The following is a 16407-nucleotide window of genomic DNA, read 5'->3' as shown; positions in this document are numbered from 1 at the left end:
TATAAGCTGCGCAGCTCCCTTCATTTGGTCGTATGGTCGTTTGTCGAACGAGACTAACCAGGATGAATGCAGGCAACGTGCCTGTCATGATGGTGTGTAATAAGGGTGGGTACCGCTATTCGACATCCTTCGGCGGCTTTCTCGCATCGTGGTGCGAAGGCGCAGCCAGGCGGCAGGTTGGTAAGGTCAGGAGGCGAGCCGGGAATTGTGATCAGCCGATCACGACCATGTGCCAGTTCCACCCGCGCGCCGAGAAGGCCCTTGGTGTATGGATGACGGGGCGCGGAAATAATATCGGCCACCTTACCTTCCTCAACGATGCGCCCGGCGTACATAACTGCAATGCGATCGGCAATTTCCGCTGCCACGCCGATGTCATGTGTCACAAAAATAACCGAAAGACCGTATTCGCGTTGTAGCTCACGGACCAGCAGCAAAATCTGTATCTGCACAGTTGCATCGAGCGCCGTCGTGGGCTCATCTGCCAGAAGCACCTTCGGATTGCAGGCGATTGCCATGGCAATCATGGAGCGTTGAAGCATGCCGCCTGACATTTCGTGGGGATATGTATCGAGCCGCCGCTCTGGCGAAGGGATTCGAACTTTCTGGAATAGTGAGAGCGCGCGGTCTCTGGCGCCAGCGCGGCTGACCTTTTCGTGTCGCTGTATGGTCTCCGTGATTTGATCGCCAATTGTATAGACCGGATCAAGGGCCAGACGAGGTTCCTGGAACACCATGGAAACTGCCCGCCCACGCAGATTGCCAAGTTCTTGCTTTGACATGCCCAACACATCTTGCCCGGCGATATTGATTGATCCTTCGATCAATGTGCCCGGAGGATGCAACCTTAGAAGCGAGCGCATGGTCACGCTCTTCCCGGAACCGGACTCGCCGAGAAGGGCAACGACCTCGCCTGGGCGAACTGCAAGACTAACTCCACTGACAGCCTTGACTGGCTTGCGGCCACGCCAGAAGGTTACCGACAGATTTTTGATATCGATCATCGGCGCAACCTCAGACATGCTTCATTCCTCCATCATAGGCGCGGCTGTGACCTGAGCCTGGAAGGGACATCAGACAAGCGGTTTTGTGCGTATCACCAAACAATGGCGGCAGGGCTTTAGTACAGATAGGCTCGGCAAAGGAACATCGCGTATGAAACCGGCAGCCTGATGGAGGGTCGATCGGGTTGGGCGGATCTCCGGCAAGCGGCGCCTCGGTTGTTCGCTTGGCCGGATCCGCCTTGGGCATGGATGCTAAAAGTGCAGCCGAATAGGGATGACGGGTCGCCTCGAACACGGCATCCCGGGTCCCGATTTCCGCGACCCTGCCAAGATACATCACCATGACCCGGTCCACCATAAAGCGGACAACATTCAGGTCGTGGGAGATAAAAAGATAGGTGAGGCCAAAATCTCGCTTAAGGTCGAGTAATAGGTTCAACACCTGCGCCTCGACCGATTTGTCGAGAGCCGAAACTGCTTCGTCGAGAATAACAAGACGCGGTTCCAGAGCCAGAGCCCTGGCAATGTTAACCCGTTGGCGCTGACCGCCAGAAAGCTCGTGCGGATAACGACCAGCAAAACGTCTCGGTTCCAGACCCACGCGATCAAGCAAATCGTGGGTTCGTGCCAAGGCTTTGTTTGCCGATACACCATGGATGCGCGGTCCGAAGCTGATCGAATCCTCAATCGTTAGCCGCGGGTTTAGCGAAGCATAGCTATCCTGAAACACCATCTGAACCTGTCGGCGATAGTCGGGGAGTGGGAGTGTGCCACCTACTGTCTCGCCGTCGAAGAGAATTTCACCTTTGTCTTGCTTGATCAATTGCATCAAGAGGCGTGCCGTCGTGGACTTGCCGCATCCGCTCTCGCCAACAACACCGAGCGTTTCACCTTTAAGAATATCAAAATCAATCCCGTCGACAGCGCGAACGACCCGCTTGGTCTGGAACAGTCCCTGGCCTTTCACCGGGAAATGTCTCTGCAGATCCCGGACGGAAATCAGTGGTTGAGCGGGGCCACCACGATCTCTGGGGTCCGTATCCGGTGAGGAAGCGGAAAGACCGAGTACGCTCATGACTTTACATCCATGGCCTTGCGCAGCCCGTCAGAGAAAAGATTGAAGCAGATTGATGTGAAAAAGATCATCACCCCGGGCAAAGCTGCCACATAGGGATTGGTATAGATTGCAGTGCGCAATGTATTGAGCATCAGCCCCCACTCGGCGTCCGGGGGTCGAACCCCAAGACCCAGGAAAGACAAGCCAGAGGCGAGGATCATCGATACAGAAATGAGACTTGTGGCGAAGACGAAGATCGGCCCAAGCACATTACCAAGAATGTGGACCGTGATGATCGTCAACGGTCCCGCTCCTGAAGCACGCGCGGCGTCGACATAATCGAGGTTACGCACTTGAGTGGTAACGCTTTCTGCAACGCGCGCGATCTGCGGAATGAAAACCACCGTCAAGGATACGAGCGCATTGGTAAGACCCGAGCCGAGTGCACCTGACAACGCGACCGCCAGCAAAACCGAGGGAAAAGCATAGAACACGTCAATCGTCCGCATGATGAGGCTATTGGCGATGCCACCAGCATAGCCCGCAATGATTCCAATTGCTGAGCCAATAACAAAGGCGACGGGAACCGGAATGACCCCCATAACAAGAGAAAGCCGCGCTCCGTAGATCAGCCTGGAAAGGATATCGCGCCCGAGTTCGTCCGTTCCAAGGATATAGCCTGGGGTGCCGATGGGTTTCAAACGCCGGATAATACTTGCCTTGGTAGGATCGTAGGGCGCCAGATAGGGTGCGAAAAGTGCAACCAAGATAAGGATGAGTATAAGGCCGAGCGCGATCACGGCAATCGGATCACGGCGGAGCCGATGAAATACACCACTCCAAAAACCCGCAGACCGGACTATCGCCGGAGGCGCAAACACAAGGGCAGACGAAGGGTTGGCATCCATGCGTCAGCTCCTTTGAATGCGCGGGTCGATTGCGCCTTGCAACACGTCGACAACTAAATTGACAAACACGAAGAACATGGCGAGCACAAGGATGGTGCCCTGAAGGACGGGCAGGTCGCGGGTGAAGATGGCGCCGTTCAAAAGAAACCCGGTTCCCGGCCAGGAAAATACCGTTTCAATAAGAATTGATCCCCCAAGCAGATAACCAAGCTGCAGACCCATTACCGAGATTGCAGTGGGAGCGACATTGCGAATGACGTGCCTCATGATCTGTCGGGTCATAAGACCTTTGGCGACCAGCGCCTGGGTAAAATCCTGCAAAAGAATATCCGCGACAAGCGATCGAATTGTTCTTGCGATGATGCCCATCGGAATGACAGACATGGTGATGGCCGGCAGGATCAGGTACCGGATATAATCCCAATCAAAGGAACGTCCGCCCGACCCGCCAGGGCCCCCTCCCATCGCCGGTAGCCAGCCAAGCTTTACCGAAAATGCGATGACGAGAACCATACCGAGCCAGTAGTGAGGGATGCTCACACCAATCATTGACAGACCCGATGCGACACGATCGATCCACGTGCCGCGAAAGACGCCCGCGAGGAAACCCAGGCTGGCGCCAAGTGTGAAGCCGATCACGGTTGCCGCTACCGCGAGGATCAACGAATTGACTGCCGCATCACCGATTTCTCCGATGACCGGACGTCCAGTTGCGATTGAATTGCCGAGATCACCTTGTAGCGCTCTCCAGCCCCACAGGCCGTACTGTACAATCAGCGGTCGATCGAAGCCGTAAAAGTTGCGTATCTGTGCCTGCTGTTCGGCAGACGCATCAGAAGGTAAAATGGCAGCCAAAGGGTCGCCAGGTGCGATATGAATAAGTAGAAAACAGACAATACTCACACCGATGGCCACCGGTATGACATGCAATAAACGTTTCAAACTATAAATCAGCATGATGTCCTCATTGAAAACAAATCGAGGCCTTGCAACGGGGATGCACCGACAAGATGGTGCATCTCCGCGCCGCGTTATTCCTCAACTGTTATTGCAGAGAAGTCCTGGAACCAGTTCTGTGCCTGAACGAAGCCTTTGACTTTTTTTGACATCGCTCGTGGATTGACATCATGGGTCACCATCAAAAACAGCGCTTCGTTTACGTATTTTTCGTGAACCTGCTGCAAGACCTTGTCCTGTTCGGCGGTGTCGAAGGTGTTGCGCACCTTGTCAAACAGGGCATCCATTTCCGGGTCACAATAATAGCCCCAATTCGTGCCAGCTGGTGGAGCGAGATTGCACTGCAAGTGACGGATAAGACCCGTGAATGGATCCTGGATAAAATAGCTGTAATTGATCGCCGTCGCGCCCTTCGAGCTCGCATCCTTGGCGCCTGCCCGCCATATATTGATGACCGTATTCCAGTCGGCGACCTCATATTCGATGTCGATGCCGATTTCGGCGAGTGTCTGCTGAATATATTCGTTCATCTGTAACGGCAGCATCTGACCTGAGCCCGAGGAAGAGATAATCACCCTGGTCTTGATACGTTTGTTGGGCCCATAGCCGGCCTCTGCCATCAGTTTTTTGGCTTCCTCAACATTATAGCTCGGTTTGAAGGTAGGATTTCCGAACCACTGATGGTTTGGTGGCATAAACCCTTCGGCCGGTATCATGAGGCCGCCAAGGAGCTCTTTGAGACCATCGCGATCAACAGCGAGGTTGGCCGCCTTACGCACACGGATATCGTTCCACGGCGAACCTTCAACGCGCGACAAGTGCCACGTCCAGTTATGTGGATAGGAATTGGTAACAATCGCGAAACCAGCATCCTTGAGGGATGCTACTGAATCTGGAGCCGGTGCCTCAATCCAGTCCACTTCCCCGGATCGCAGCGCCGCGACGCGCGTATTTGGTTCCGGAAGTGGAATGAGCACCAGCTTGTCGAGCTTGGGTACGCGCTTGGCATCCCAGTATTCCTTGTTTGGTGTCAATTCGGCACGTTCGCGTGGCGTGAATCCGCTCGCAAGCTTCCAGGGCCCTGTTCCTGACGGCTTTTGGGCCACCGCATCCCAACTCTTGCCTTGAGCTTCCCAATTAGCGGGAGACGAGATGGTGATCCAGCTGAGCTGATAAGGCAGCGTTGCGTCGGGCGACTTGGTTGTGATTTCAAGCGTGAGTGTATCCAGTGCTTTGTAACTTGCGACAGCGGGAATACGGGATTTGCCTTGCGCCGACTGTCGGGGGTCGAATTGCGGAGCATCCTGCTTCAGTAGTTTGTCGAGATTCCAGATAATTGTGTCAGCCGTTAAAGGGCTGCCGTCATGGAATTTGACGCCAGCGCGCAGTTTGAACGTCCACTTTGTCTTGTCCGTCGCATCAACTGCCCAAGATGTCGCCAACCCGGAAACAAGTCCTGAAGGTTCATCGGCTTTGGAAAGATCCCATTCCACCAATGAATCATAGACGGTATAGCCCATGAAACGTTGTCCTTCGCCTCCCTGGTCAGTCTGGCCCGTGGTAAGAGGGATGTCAGAAGCAGTCATGCCGATACGCAAGGTTCCAGCAGCGAAGCTGAGGGTGACGGCAGACAGCGACAGGGCGATGGTTATCGCTCCCACACACACAGCTTGACTTAATTTGGTGGCAATAGCCTCTTGGTTTCGCGGTGTATGCGATGTGCCTATCTGTTCCCATTTCATTCTTTATCTCCGCACTGGATGTTTCCAACAGAGGAGAAGCAGGTTTCATGCCAGTTTTCGTGAAATGGTGTTTTCCTGCCAATATCAGCGAAACTTGGGTTCTTGCAGGCAATATCAATCAACACATCGGCTTATAATCTGGCGAACTGATTAATCATTGTGCGGTAGCCACGTCTTGGTACGGGATGATTAGTTGGAAGAAATGACAACAGGCTTCGATGGATGTGTTGCAAACGTTTCGTCCATGATGGCTGTGGCAGGCACTGCTCCCGCAGGGCTTTTACGACAATAAATTCCTGAAGGATCGTTGCCATCGATTTTGCTGCAAATGATAGGAGTTCCACGACAGGTTACTAAGCTAGACGTTGAGGGTGCGCTTTTGCTCATCATCATCGAAGAGCGTGGCGACAACGAAAGACACAGCTTGAGTGCACAGGTAGTTGTTGTCAGCGCTTCCCCAGTTCACCCAATTTCGAACCTAGTCAGGTGCGGTAATGCAGCTGGCCTCGGCACCGATCTACAATGTTTTTGGCGAGAGCGAAAAGCGCGACTTTGAAAAATACAGTAAACAGTTTTTGAGCTTTGCGGATCTGAAGCCGGAATTCATCGAGCAGCTCACGCAGTTCAACGCCAACGGCTATGGGGTAGGGCAGGTCTTTGGAACCTTGGCGAAAAGCTTTGCTCATATCGCGGCGAAAGATATGATGACCTAGCTCGAAACGCTATCGGACGATAAACGTGAGGTGCTGATCCGCAATGCCAAACTCGTGACGCGAGATGAGCACGGCAAGCCCATGCTGACCGCAGAAAGCGATTTGGATGTTATTCCCGGAGCGCGGGCAAGAATGAAGGGTCTCAAGGAGGAAGACAGGCCTTCGGGAAATCCCACGCGGGCAATCAATCCGACGCCTGCCAGCGTTTATGGCCACGGAAAACGGCTATAGGATTCCGGGGCTGAACATCGACCTCGCTCCCTATCATAGGAATTGAGACAGTATGCGAAGACATGTTAAATTTGGCCGAACTTCTCTTGGCAAGGTTCGATCAGCAGCTGTTATGCACCCTGTTTGGTTTTCACTGTGAAAACGGGTGCGGCAGCACAAGTGGAGGCGATTGAATTTCAACAAGTCGCTTCTCGAACATTTCCGTTGGCTTCGCCCCCAGGCATGGATCAATTCTGCCGTCAGTGCTGCAGCGCGGAGCAGCCAATGGCTGTTCCCGATTTGGTTACTAGAAACGGTACCATTGGGTAGCCGGAAAACTGGAAATCACTGAAAGTCTGCTGCTTGATGGCACCGGGCAGTGCCAGAAATCGACCGCAACACTTTGCAAGGCGTGCGTTTCGCTATCGATGATGGAACCGGGTACTACTCGTTTGGGAAGGGGTGCAGGACATCGGCGTCGACCGGATCAAGCTCGACAAGGTTATTGTGACGAACCGGTCCGCAGCGGGACTCATTGCCGACATAATCTGTATGGCCCGTGCGAAGGGCCTGAAAATCACCGCTAAAGGCGTTGAGACAGCAGAGCAAAAAGAATACTCGGCTCGCTGCGGCTTCGCTAATTCAACATTTTTATATTGAGACGATAATAATATTATTTTCTTTCTTTCGAGATGCGGGAGGTTCTGATGATTGAAACACGCTTGCTACGGCAGTTCATTGCCGTCGCTGAGGAACTGCATTTCAATCGCGCGGCGCTACGGCTTCATATGGCACAGCCGCCACTGAGCCAGGCAATCCGCCGGCTTGAAGCCGAGGTTGGCTTTAACTTATTGGAGCGCACGAACCGTAGCGTTGCCTTGACGCCAGCTGGCGCTTCCTTCCTGCAAACGGCGAGGGAGATCCTGCTCTCACTTGATAACGGGCTCGCGCGCACTCGGCGCGTCGCCAAAGGTATCGATGGCCACATAACAATGACCTTCATCAATATTGCGCCCTATTCGTCGCTGCTGCGGGCGCTGCGAACCTTTCGCGGCGCCCATCCTACCGTTGAGTTCACCATGCGTGAGGCTCCGACACATGAGCAGGTCAAGGCTCTGGAATCTGGTGTGGCCGACATCGGAATTCTGCGTTCACCGGGCACCACTACTCCCGAATTGTGTTATGAAACTATATTTTTTGAACCCTTCGTTGCTGCATTACCCGCAGGGCATAGACTACAGTCACATGACTCCATCCCGCTGAACGCACTCAGCTCTGAATCTTTCGTGGCTTCGTCCAGAGCACTGGGTCAGGGCTTCCACGACCAGATCATAAGTCTTTGCCAGGCCGCCGGTTTTTCGCCCAGGATTACTCAAGAAGCGCGGCGCTTGCCAACCTTGATAGCTTTGGTCGCGAGCGGTTTTGGCGTTGCATTGGTGCCGTCGTCGCTGGCATCGAATGCACGCGGGGACGTTGTATTTCGCCCCATCAGCGTTGATGCGCCTGATAATATCCGTCATCTCAAATTGCTGATGGCCTGGAATCGTGGCCAGGCCTCGGCAGTTCGGGATCGACTGATCGATGAGATCAGAGGCAGCATGGGCCCTGACGCTTCGAACAAGACTTAGATCGTCTTATTTCGGGACATATAAGATATTTTACGAGCTGCTCCGAAACCGCTACTCCGGCATCCTGGCTTTGCGCCCATGTTGTGGTTTTTCCGAGATCGTCAGGATATTCATATGCCCCTTGCCGTCTACATGTTTTCCCTGTGCACGTTTGCATTTGGCCTTTCTGAATTTGTCGTAGCGGGTCTGGTATCTGCAGTCGCCATTGACCTTCATGCTGACATCGGGATCGTTGGTACCGTCATTGCGACCTATGCCTTTGGTGCCACGATTGGAGCGCCTCTGTTGACGGCACTTGTCTCGCATTGGCAGGAAAAGCACGTTCTGATCCTGGCGATGGTCATTCTTGCCGTGGGAAGCCTGGCAATGTCGGTTGCGCCTGATATTTTTACTCTGCTTGTAATCAGGTTCGCTGTTGGTCTCAGCCATGGGGTTTTCATGGCGGTTGCTTCAGACGCAGCAACAAAGCTCACCGATCCGGCAAAGGCCGGGCGAGCCGTCTCGGTCGTTTGGATCGGATTGACGCTTGCCCTCGCGCTAGGTGTTCCCCTGGGCACTTACCTCGGGAATATTTGGTCGTGGCGTGTCATTTTCATATTCATCGGCGTTCTGGGTGTACTGGCAGGAGCAGGGTTATTAATCTTCATGAACGGCAATGCACGTGATAGCCATACAACAACTGGTCGAGGGGCTTGGGCTGCCATCAGAGCGATTATTCATCCGCAATTGATGATTGCGGCAGGCGTCGGTGTTCTGGTCAGCCTTGCGACCTTTTCGTTCTTTACGTTCGTTGCCCCATATCTGCTGGAGATAACGGACGCTGACATTCAGGGGCTCAGTGCGGCAATGCTGTTGTTTGGTTTATGTACAGTCGCTGGAAATCTCATCGGTGGCTATATCGTCGATAAGACGGACGTTAATCGGAGTGTTATGATCGGGATTTTAGGACTGGGCCTCAACCTTACGGGTCTCTATCTGTTCAACAACTCACAATTTACAATGGTGCTGCTCATCGGGCTATTGGGGGTTTCGTTCTTTTCCACCGTTACGATGCTCACAATTCGTCTTTTGAAAGTGGCGGAACGTTACGTTCCCGGATCAACAGCAGTCGCTGCCGGTCTCAATATTGCGTCCTTTAATTTGGGAACTGCTCTTGGCGGTGTGCTCGGCAGCGCGACAATTGCCAGCGGGAACTTGCCGCTCATTCCCCTGGCCGGCGCATTTGTGGCAGGGGTCGCAGTTCTGATCCTTGCAGTACAAATGCGACGTGCAAAGTGGGAAACCGAGTGGATGCGGTAGATGTTGCTTTTGCCTTGCGGCTCGCCAGTGCCGGTCCTGAAAGCAGGCCTTGCATGCAGATCTTGGACCGGCTGATGCGAATAAGCGGGACCGGCGAACGGTTTCTGCCCTTCCATGTCGTCTAGCTGGCTGAATTGGGTTCTGTTGCAAGAATCTGATTTGAACAGATGCGTGTCAACTCCGGACGCAGTTCAGCAAAGTGTGCGATCTAGCTAACAGAATGGGATACGTTGCCGCCCGCAGCCAATACCTCAAACAGACGTCGCAATTCGTGCGTGGTGCTATTAAAAGCGGACATGGAATTCTCCATGAGCCAGATTCAGAAGGTGCACGTTGCTCAAGATCAGACCTGCCAAACACGGTGATGCAAAGGCGCTCACCCAGTTGATGCATCAATCGAGTGCCTATGAAGGCAACTACGCCAGCATTCTGGACGGCTATGCCATCACGCCCGCCCAGCTAGACGCAGAAGTTTTCTACGTCGCCGTCCTTCAGGACGCTATAGCGGGTTTCTACTGCCTAACGCTAACCGACGAACCGGAATTGGACCTCATGTTTGTTGCCGATCACGCTCAAGGAACGGGAATAGGTGCGAAGCTATTTCAACACATGGTGGCTGAGGCAAAGCCACGTGGTATTTCTTCAATTAAGATTGTCTCCCACCCACCTTCTGTCGGGTTCTACCAAAGGATGGGGGCCACGATCGTTGGAACTAAACTGCCAACAATGAAGGTGACTTGGGCGCGCCCAATATTGAACCTGGCAATCTAACCTTTCAGAGTAGGGTGCGGATGGCTTATTTTGCAAAATGGACGCAATGAAAGTGGATAGTCGGTATTCCACCGCCGCAAATCGACTTCGTTATAGCTATTAAACGACAGCTTTGCTTAACAAGCGATCCTGATTGAAATGGCCGGAATGCGGGCGCAAAGCCATTATCGCATTAGCACGTGTGCTTATAGATCCTTGAACCTTCAATATGCTCGGGCAGCTTGTACAAAAGTGCTGAGATAGCTCGCGAGTTGCGTCAGACGTTCTATCATGCAGTCCGCCATTCATTATAATTCGATCAGTGCATAATCTTTGCAATAGTTTAATGGGTATTATGGACATCTGCGCTACAATCGAAATCGTTGAAAATTAGCCTCTTATAGGCATTTTCAAAGGAAGGTTTTGCTGACAGGACTTGTAATAGAATAAATGCCCAATCCTCAGTAAGGATGCTCAAGTTCTGCCTGTTGGGAGGTAGGTTCGATGTCGTTCGGGCCTATCACTTGGTTTACCGTTTTAATAATGGAGACCGGCGGGGTGTAAGGGTGCAGAATGAATGTCTACTTTGAATGTGTCGCTACCGGATACAACGAAAGATTGGGTCGAATCCCAGGCAAAGACCGGGCACGCTAACCGCGACAACCGCCTGTTCTGAATTATTAGACGATTGATTTGCCACGTCGATACTTTCCGCAGGAACAGGTGCCGAACCAGCGGTGATGATAAAGACTATCGGAAGTTCAATTTCTATAGATCGGTGAATGCAACGACCGAAAACGCCCCCGTCAGATTAGAACCACTTGGTTCTGGCGTGCGTTATAGCCAAAAAGGTCGGATTAGGGGGGCGCTCCAGGAGCACCTCCCTCGTTCATTTAGCAACGATAAAGACTAGCACTAAACCGTCATTTTTGAATACATGTTGAGACGGTGTCTTTTGTACACTCGTCAAGGCCCGTGAAGACCGGATCTTCAACGGTTTTTCCTTCTATAAGATCAATCATAACGGATGGTGCTTTGTAGCCCATCTCGAATGGACGCTGACCAACCAAAGCGGTTACCAAGCCCTCACCCGCAATAGCAACCTCATCTCCGATAGTATCTGCAGCCGATATGACGAAGTCGTTACTCGCAATCCTGTCTTTCAATGGCCGAACCAGATCCCGGTAAGGTTGCGGCGCGCCGAACAACGGCCAGCCACCTTCAATCGCAAAAGCATCTAGATCCGGATTTGCGGCAAGGATGTCCGTCATTGCCTGAACACCTTTAGCTCCATCATCGTTGGTAAATACCGGGCAGCCAGCGACTTCAGTCCAGCCGCCTTGCCCCTTCAACTCTTTCGCGCCTTTTTCCCCGGTTAGAGCATCGCGGGTACCCTGGGCACGGCGCAAAATGTTGTCAGCGCCAGGATTACCCTCGATCAAGCATATTTTTCCCCCGTTTGGCTTCGCCTTCTTAATGTACTCACCGATCTTAAATCCCATAAGGTAATTGTCTGTACCAAGATATGTCTTTCTCAAAGCGGAGTCTTCGGCAGCAAGATCTGCATCCAGGGTCATAATGGGTATCGTGGGGCTTGCCGTTTTCAGGGTCTGTGCGATCAGCTTGGCATTTGAAGGCGAAATTGCCATCGCCACCGTGTCAGATTTGCCAAGCATATCCTGTACAATCTGGGCTTCTCCCGCCTCATCAGAGGTAGACGCTGGTCCAGTGTAAAAACACTCGTATTCTGAATTGGCATTTTCACTATTCCATTTCTGGCAGCCCTGATTGATTGCCTCGAAAAATGGATTGTCCAAACCTTTTACGACGATTACCAGTTGTTTTTTTGCGAAAGCGGGCACGACGTTAAGGGCCAGTGCAGCCGCAGCAATAAGTAATAGCGATTTTTTCATTAGTTCCTCCCTTTAGTACGTTGAATGATGCACGATACTCTATTTCGGAGTGGGCGCGCTCGCATGTGTTCGCACGATATTTCTGGGCTCAATCAAACAAAATACGTCTGTGTCAAAAGATGAAGCGGAGTGTTTTTATATGCGGGAAATTGCCTGCGCTTGCCCAAGGCCGGCGCGAACTCCCGCTCGGCCTGCCAAATTTTCCTCCCTCAGCCAGCTAATAACGATCTGAGCGAGCCGTCAATCTTTATTTATCGTATAAAATGACTTTTGGGCCATTCGTAGATTGACGGTTATCTCGTGGTTTGCATAGATGTCGTCGTTGGCTGGCCTCGGGAGGAGACTGGTCGAAACACCTGCGACTTGCGAAAACGATCCGTTTAATCGGGCCTGCGGTCGATAGGAAAGGGGAGGTGGAGCAGTGGCAGTTCTCGAACTTGCAAACGTCTCACGACATTTCGGTGCTATTCAAGCCGTCAACGATGTATCTTTTACCATTGAACCGGGTGAGGTCGTCGGTCTCATGGGCGACAATGGGGCCGGCAAGTCGACTTTGGTGAAAATGATTGCGGGCAATTTTCGACCGAGCGAAGGAGTGATGCGAATGGATGGGCAGGAGCTCATTCTGAACCGCCCGGTAGACGCGCGTCGGCATGGTATTGAAATTGTCCATCAAGACCTGGCGCTTTGTGACAACCTTACAGCCGCTGCCAATGTATTCCTTGGTCGCGAGTTGCGCCGGGGCATATGGCCTTTGCGTATACTGGACTATGCTGCGATGTACCGACGTTCCGGACAAATATTTGCTGAACTAAAGTCGGAAACGCGGCCCCGGGATCTGGTCAAACAGATGTCTGGAGGACAACGGCAGGCGGTAGCAATTGCTCGAACACGACTATCCGATGCCAGACTCGTTCTGATGGATGAGCCAACTGCCGCGATTTCAGTTCGACAGGTCGCTGAAGTACTCAACTTAATCAGGCATTTACGGGATCAGGGAATAGCCGTGGTTCTCATCAGCCATCGCATGCCCGATGTATTCACCGTTGCAGACCGCGTAATCGTTATGCGGCGTGGTCGAAAAGTTGCGGACAAAGCAATAAAGGCGAGTTCGCCTGAAGAAGTAACGGGGCTCATCACCGGGGCAATTGAACAAGCTGCGTAAAGCGATGTTCATGTAGCTGAAGGAACGGACGTCATCATGGCTACCACGCTTGACCAAACGATTGACCAAAAACAGGAAAGTTGGCTATCTGTAAAACTGGGCAGCCAGACCTTTTGGGTTCTCGCAGCAGTAGTATTAGCCTGCATTTTTCTTTCTTTTGCTACAGATTCCTTTGCAACATCAAAGAACCTCTACAATATCACGCGAAACGTGACGTTTGTGGCAATCATCGCACTCGGGATGACGCTCGTTATTATCACAGGCGGCATTGATCTATCTGTTGGATCTGTCCTTTGCCTTTGCAGCATGGTGCTGGGCGTGGTTATGCATGCTGGCTATAGTATTGAAGTGGGCATCATTGCATCAATTGCAACCGCGCTCGTCATTGGTGCTTTCCATGGTGTTCTGATTGCGTACTTAGGAATGCCGCCGTTTGTTGTTACGCTCGGCATGTTATCGATCGCCCGCAGTCTGGCGATGGTTGCTTCAGGCAATACGGTGGTGTTCGAATTCGGTCCGGATCAGGCAAAACTCCTTTCTCTTGGCGGCGGGGCTTGGTTCTTCGGCATTGCGAATCCGGTCTTGTACATGATTGTACTGGCATTGCTGACAGGTTTTATTTTGCGGTGGACCCGGTTCGGCCGGCATATCTATGCCATTGGCGGAAATGAGCATGCCGCCACATTGACGGGCGTTCCCGTCCGCCCGATCAAGGTTGCGGTTTACATGATATCATCACTGTCAGCCGGCATTGCAGGTATCATTCAAACTGGATGGCTTGGCGCGATAACGACAAATATCGGTTCAGGCCTGGAGTTGCAGGTCATTGCAGCGGCGGTCATCGGTGGGGCCGCGCTGGCCGGAGGCGTTGGAACTGCCTTCGGCGCATTGGTGGGGGCAGCTTTGATTGAAATCATTCGCAACAGCCTCGGCTTGCTCGGTATCAACGCATTCTGGCAGGGTTGTTTTATAGGCGGGGCAATCTTGGTGGCAGTGCTGTTTGACCGACTGCGTAAGTTCCGGCAAAATCAATAGGGAAGTCAAAGTATGAGTAAGCGGATTGTTTTCACAGGCGGTACAGGAAAGGCCGGTCGTCACGTCGTGCAATATTTGGCTGACAAAGGCTACGACATCTTGAACGTGGATCTGACGCCGTTAGACCATCCCAGCGTGAACACACTGGTGGCGAACATTACTGACAGCGGGCAAATGTTCAATGCCTTGTCCAGCCATTTCGGATTTAATGGCTTTGAAAGTGGCAAAGGTCCGGCACCAGTGGATGCCGTGGTTCACTTTGCCGCTGTTCCGCGGGTCCTGATCAGACCCGATAACGAGACCTTTCAGATCAACACTATGGGAACCTATAACGTTATCGAAGCGGCTGTTAAGCTTGGCATACGAAAGATCGTTATTGCGTCGAGCGAGACAACCTATGGTGTATGTTTCGCCGAAGGTGACAAGGATTTTCATCATTTTCCCCTTGAGGAAGATTACGACGTTGATCCCATGGACAGTTATGGCCTGTCAAAACTCGTTAATGAAAACACGGCACGAGCATTCGCCGCACGATATGGTGCCGATATTTATGCACTCCGGATAGGCAACGTTATCGAACCTCACGAGTATAAATTGTTCCCGGATTTCCTGGCCAGGCCAATGTCGCGCAAACGAAACGCGTGGAGTTATATTGACGCTCGCGATCTTGGCCAGATTGTGGATTTGGCGATACGCAAAGATGGTTTGGGCTTTCAGGTTTTTAATGCCGTAAATGACACGATCACGGCTTTGCTTCCAACGCGCGAGTTTCTCCAGCGGTATTGCCCTGGTACAACGCTGCGCCGTGAAATGGATGAGTTTGAGGCGCCTTTATCCAATCGGAAAACGCGGGAAGTCCTGGGTTTCAAAGAGAATTTTAACTGGCGAGACCTGGTGCCTGAATCGGAACTGTAGCTTGGGACGCCTGGTCGTCTTTGTGCGAGTAAGATTACCGCACGTTTTGTGCGGCCAGGTCGCATCGATTTAACCAAGCAATACGCTGGGTGGAGCGCCACGGGGGAAAAATGGCTGAGGACCGTTGATACATTCAGGATTATTTTGAACCGTCGAAACCCTCGTTTGTCTCGGACACTTGCGTCATATAATAACGTGTAGCGGCGACGGTTCTTTCACGGCGCAACCACTGACGGTTGCCATGACAGTTTTTGGGCCGGGAAAGTCAGGATGGTCGATGCTGCCGGATCAAATCTTGAGGCGACCAACATGCTTAAGGGTTTCTGAACGTGATTTGTACGGAATCGGCTGCGTCGCCCCGCACGAACGTCGCGCCTATCGATGAATGGGGTCCTTCCACAGGACGCCTTCCGGTCTTTCCACCGCTTCAATATCAAGATTGACGACAATGGGATCCTGGCCGGAGCGCACGAGCACGCATTCGAGTGTCTCGTCTTCACTCGCATTGATTTCCTGATGCGGCGCAAAGGGCGGAACATAGATGAAATCGCCAGGCCCGGCTTCCGCGGTAAACTCGAGACGGTTCCCCCAGCGCATGCGAGCCTTGCCCTTGACGACATAAATGATGCTTTCAAGATCGCCGTGGTGATGGGCGCCGGTTTTGGCATTGGCATGGATTGTTACCGTTCCAGCCCAGATTTTCTCCGCACCAGCCCGCGCGTTGTTGATGGCCGTCGCGCGGTTCATGCCAGGCGTCTGGGCCGTATTGGGGTCCAACTGGTTACCAGGAATGACCTTGACCCCGTTGTCGCGCCAGTCAACCTCCTGATGGGGGTGTTCGTCACCGTGCGCATGGTCATGATGCTGGGGGTGATTGTGGTCCTTTGACAATGTCATTTTCTCGATCACGATGGTTTAAGCGGCAGCAGGTGCGCAAAAGAGGGCCCATGGTTTTGATGAGTCCAGGCTAGTCCGGACAAGCCAGACTTGGCCGAAACCGGCAAAGCGGACTGAACCTGCCCGGTAGCTTATACTAACATAAAATTCTAACACAGGGAGGGGCACCTTTCGCAACCGCAATTTCTGACCGCCGTGTAACCGGTTCGCTTAG

At 52.6% G+C, this 16407-nt stretch carries 16 protein-coding genes; 9 read left to right on the top strand and 7 right to left on the bottom strand.

What is annotated here, in order from left to right; genetic code table 11:
- Positions 1–53 precede the first annotated feature (53 nt).
- The 5 genes from V9K95_RS17925 to V9K95_RS17905 all read right to left on the bottom strand — a co-directional run bounded on the left by V9K95_RS17925 (position 54) and on the right by V9K95_RS17905 (position 5512).
- Positions 54–1022, bottom strand: a complete 969-nt coding sequence (locus V9K95_RS17925) for an ABC transporter ATP-binding protein (protein ID WP_336441758.1) — start codon at positions 1020–1022, stop codon at positions 54–56.
- The gene (locus V9K95_RS17920; RefSeq protein WP_336441759.1) at positions 1015–2079 is read right to left on the bottom strand and encodes an ABC transporter ATP-binding protein; all 1065 of its coding nucleotides are present in this window, start codon (positions 2077–2079) and stop codon (positions 1015–1017) included. The genes V9K95_RS17925 and V9K95_RS17920 overlap by 8 nt, the downstream gene beginning before the upstream one ends.
- On the bottom strand, positions 2076–2969 hold the full coding sequence (locus tag V9K95_RS17915) for an ABC transporter permease (protein WP_336441760.1): 894 nt from the start codon (positions 2967–2969) through the stop codon (positions 2076–2078). The genes V9K95_RS17920 and V9K95_RS17915 overlap by 4 nt, the downstream gene beginning before the upstream one ends.
- Positions 2970–2972: 3 nt before the next feature.
- Positions 2973–3926 (bottom strand): ABC transporter permease, encoded by a 954-nt coding sequence (locus V9K95_RS17910; RefSeq protein ID WP_336441761.1) that lies wholly within the window; start codon positions 3924–3926, stop codon positions 2973–2975.
- Between the two features lie 74 nt (positions 3927–4000).
- Complete coding sequence (locus tag V9K95_RS17905) at positions 4001–5512, bottom strand: ABC transporter substrate-binding protein (protein WP_336441818.1); 1512 nt, start codon at positions 5510–5512, stop codon at positions 4001–4003.
- A gap of 650 nt (positions 5513–6162) precedes the next feature.
- Between V9K95_RS17905 and V9K95_RS17900 the strand changes: the two genes are divergently transcribed.
- The 6 genes from V9K95_RS17900 to V9K95_RS17875 all read left to right on the top strand — a co-directional run bounded on the left by V9K95_RS17900 (position 6163) and on the right by V9K95_RS17875 (position 10289).
- Complete coding sequence (locus V9K95_RS17900; protein ID WP_336441762.1) at positions 6163–6381, top strand: hypothetical protein; 219 nt, start codon at positions 6163–6165, stop codon at positions 6379–6381.
- A gap of 30 nt (positions 6382–6411) precedes the next feature.
- Entirely contained in the window at positions 6412–6612 is a 201-nt protein-coding gene (locus V9K95_RS17895) for a hypothetical protein (protein WP_336441763.1), read from the top strand.
- Positions 6613–7053: 441 nt separating this feature from the next.
- Positions 7054–7251, top strand: coding sequence for a hypothetical protein (locus V9K95_RS17890; protein ID WP_336441764.1), 198 nt, complete (start codon positions 7054–7056; stop codon positions 7249–7251).
- Between the two features lie 47 nt (positions 7252–7298).
- Positions 7299–8219, top strand: coding sequence for a LysR substrate-binding domain-containing protein (locus tag V9K95_RS17885; protein ID WP_336441765.1), 921 nt, complete (start codon positions 7299–7301; stop codon positions 8217–8219).
- A 114-nt stretch (positions 8220–8333) separates the two neighbouring features.
- A complete protein-coding gene (locus tag V9K95_RS17880; RefSeq protein WP_336441766.1) occupies positions 8334–9518 on the top strand; it encodes an MFS transporter in 1185 nt (394 codons plus the stop codon).
- 333 nt (positions 9519–9851) lie between these two features.
- Positions 9852–10289, top strand: a complete 438-nt coding sequence (locus tag V9K95_RS17875; RefSeq protein WP_336441767.1) for a GNAT family N-acetyltransferase — start codon at positions 9852–9854, stop codon at positions 10287–10289.
- Between the two features lie 902 nt (positions 10290–11191).
- Here the strand turns inward: V9K95_RS17875 and V9K95_RS17870 are convergent.
- Positions 11192–12181, bottom strand: a complete 990-nt coding sequence (locus V9K95_RS17870) for a substrate-binding domain-containing protein (RefSeq protein WP_336441768.1) — start codon at positions 12179–12181, stop codon at positions 11192–11194.
- Positions 12182–12602: 421 nt separating this feature from the next.
- On the opposite strand from V9K95_RS17870, the gene V9K95_RS17865 reads away from it, so the two are divergent.
- From V9K95_RS17865 to V9K95_RS17855, 3 genes are read left to right on the top strand one after another with little or no spacing between them, the layout of a single operon-like run.
- Positions 12603–13346: an ATP-binding cassette domain-containing protein gene (locus tag V9K95_RS17865; protein WP_336441769.1), complete on the top strand. Its 744-nt coding sequence runs from the start codon at positions 12603–12605 to the stop codon at positions 13344–13346.
- A gap of 36 nt (positions 13347–13382) precedes the next feature.
- Positions 13383–14381: an ABC transporter permease gene (locus V9K95_RS17860; RefSeq protein WP_336441770.1), complete on the top strand. Its 999-nt coding sequence runs from the start codon at positions 13383–13385 to the stop codon at positions 14379–14381.
- Between the two features lie 12 nt (positions 14382–14393).
- Complete coding sequence (locus V9K95_RS17855; RefSeq protein ID WP_336441771.1) at positions 14394–15296, top strand: NAD-dependent epimerase/dehydratase family protein; 903 nt, start codon at positions 14394–14396, stop codon at positions 15294–15296.
- A gap of 375 nt (positions 15297–15671) precedes the next feature.
- On the opposite strand, the gene V9K95_RS17850 is transcribed toward V9K95_RS17855, so the two are convergent.
- The gene (locus tag V9K95_RS17850) at positions 15672–16193 is read right to left on the bottom strand and encodes a cupin domain-containing protein (protein WP_336441772.1); all 522 of its coding nucleotides are present in this window, start codon (positions 16191–16193) and stop codon (positions 15672–15674) included.
- Between the last annotated feature and the right edge of the window lie 214 nt (positions 16194–16407).

The sequence above is a fragment of the Phyllobacterium sp. CCNWLW183 genome (genome assembly GCF_037203775.1).
Classification (GTDB): Bacteria; Pseudomonadota; Alphaproteobacteria; order Rhizobiales; family Rhizobiaceae; genus Phyllobacterium; species Phyllobacterium ifriqiyense.
The sequence above is the reverse complement of the archived record's forward strand: the minus strand, read 5'-3'. Positions and strand labels throughout refer to the sequence as shown.

Excerpts from the sequence above, each read along its gene's own strand:
- V9K95_RS17900 (WP_336441762.1), top strand. The coding sequence starts at position 6,163 with ATGCAGCTGGCCTCGGCACCGATCTACAATGTTTTTGGCGAGAGCGAA.
- V9K95_RS17855 (WP_336441771.1), top strand. The coding sequence starts at position 14,394 with ATGAGTAAGCGGATTGTTTTCACAGGCGGTACAGGAAAGGCCGGTCGT.
- V9K95_RS17880 (WP_336441766.1), top strand. The coding sequence starts at position 8,334 with ATGCCCCTTGCCGTCTACATGTTTTCCCTGTGCACGTTTGCATTTGGC.
- V9K95_RS17905 (WP_336441818.1), bottom strand. The coding sequence starts at position 5,512 with ATGACTGCTTCTGACATCCCTCTTACCACGGGCCAGACTGACCAGGGA.
- V9K95_RS17910 (WP_336441761.1), bottom strand. The coding sequence starts at position 3,926 with ATGCTGATTTATAGTTTGAAACGTTTATTGCATGTCATACCGGTGGCC.
- V9K95_RS17850 (WP_336441772.1), bottom strand. The coding sequence starts at position 16,193 with ATGACATTGTCAAAGGACCACAATCACCCCCAGCATCATGACCATGCG.
- V9K95_RS17920 (WP_336441759.1), bottom strand. The coding sequence starts at position 2,079 with ATGAGCGTACTCGGTCTTTCCGCTTCCTCACCGGATACGGACCCCAGA.
- V9K95_RS17860 (WP_336441770.1), top strand. The coding sequence starts at position 13,383 with ATGGCTACCACGCTTGACCAAACGATTGACCAAAAACAGGAAAGTTGG.
- V9K95_RS17885 (WP_336441765.1), top strand. The coding sequence starts at position 7,299 with ATGATTGAAACACGCTTGCTACGGCAGTTCATTGCCGTCGCTGAGGAA.
- V9K95_RS17915 (WP_336441760.1), bottom strand. The coding sequence starts at position 2,969 with ATGGATGCCAACCCTTCGTCTGCCCTTGTGTTTGCGCCTCCGGCGATA.
- V9K95_RS17925 (WP_336441758.1), bottom strand. The coding sequence starts at position 1,022 with ATGTCTGAGGTTGCGCCGATGATCGATATCAAAAATCTGTCGGTAACC.
- V9K95_RS17870 (WP_336441768.1), bottom strand. The coding sequence starts at position 12,181 with ATGAAAAAATCGCTATTACTTATTGCTGCGGCTGCACTGGCCCTTAAC.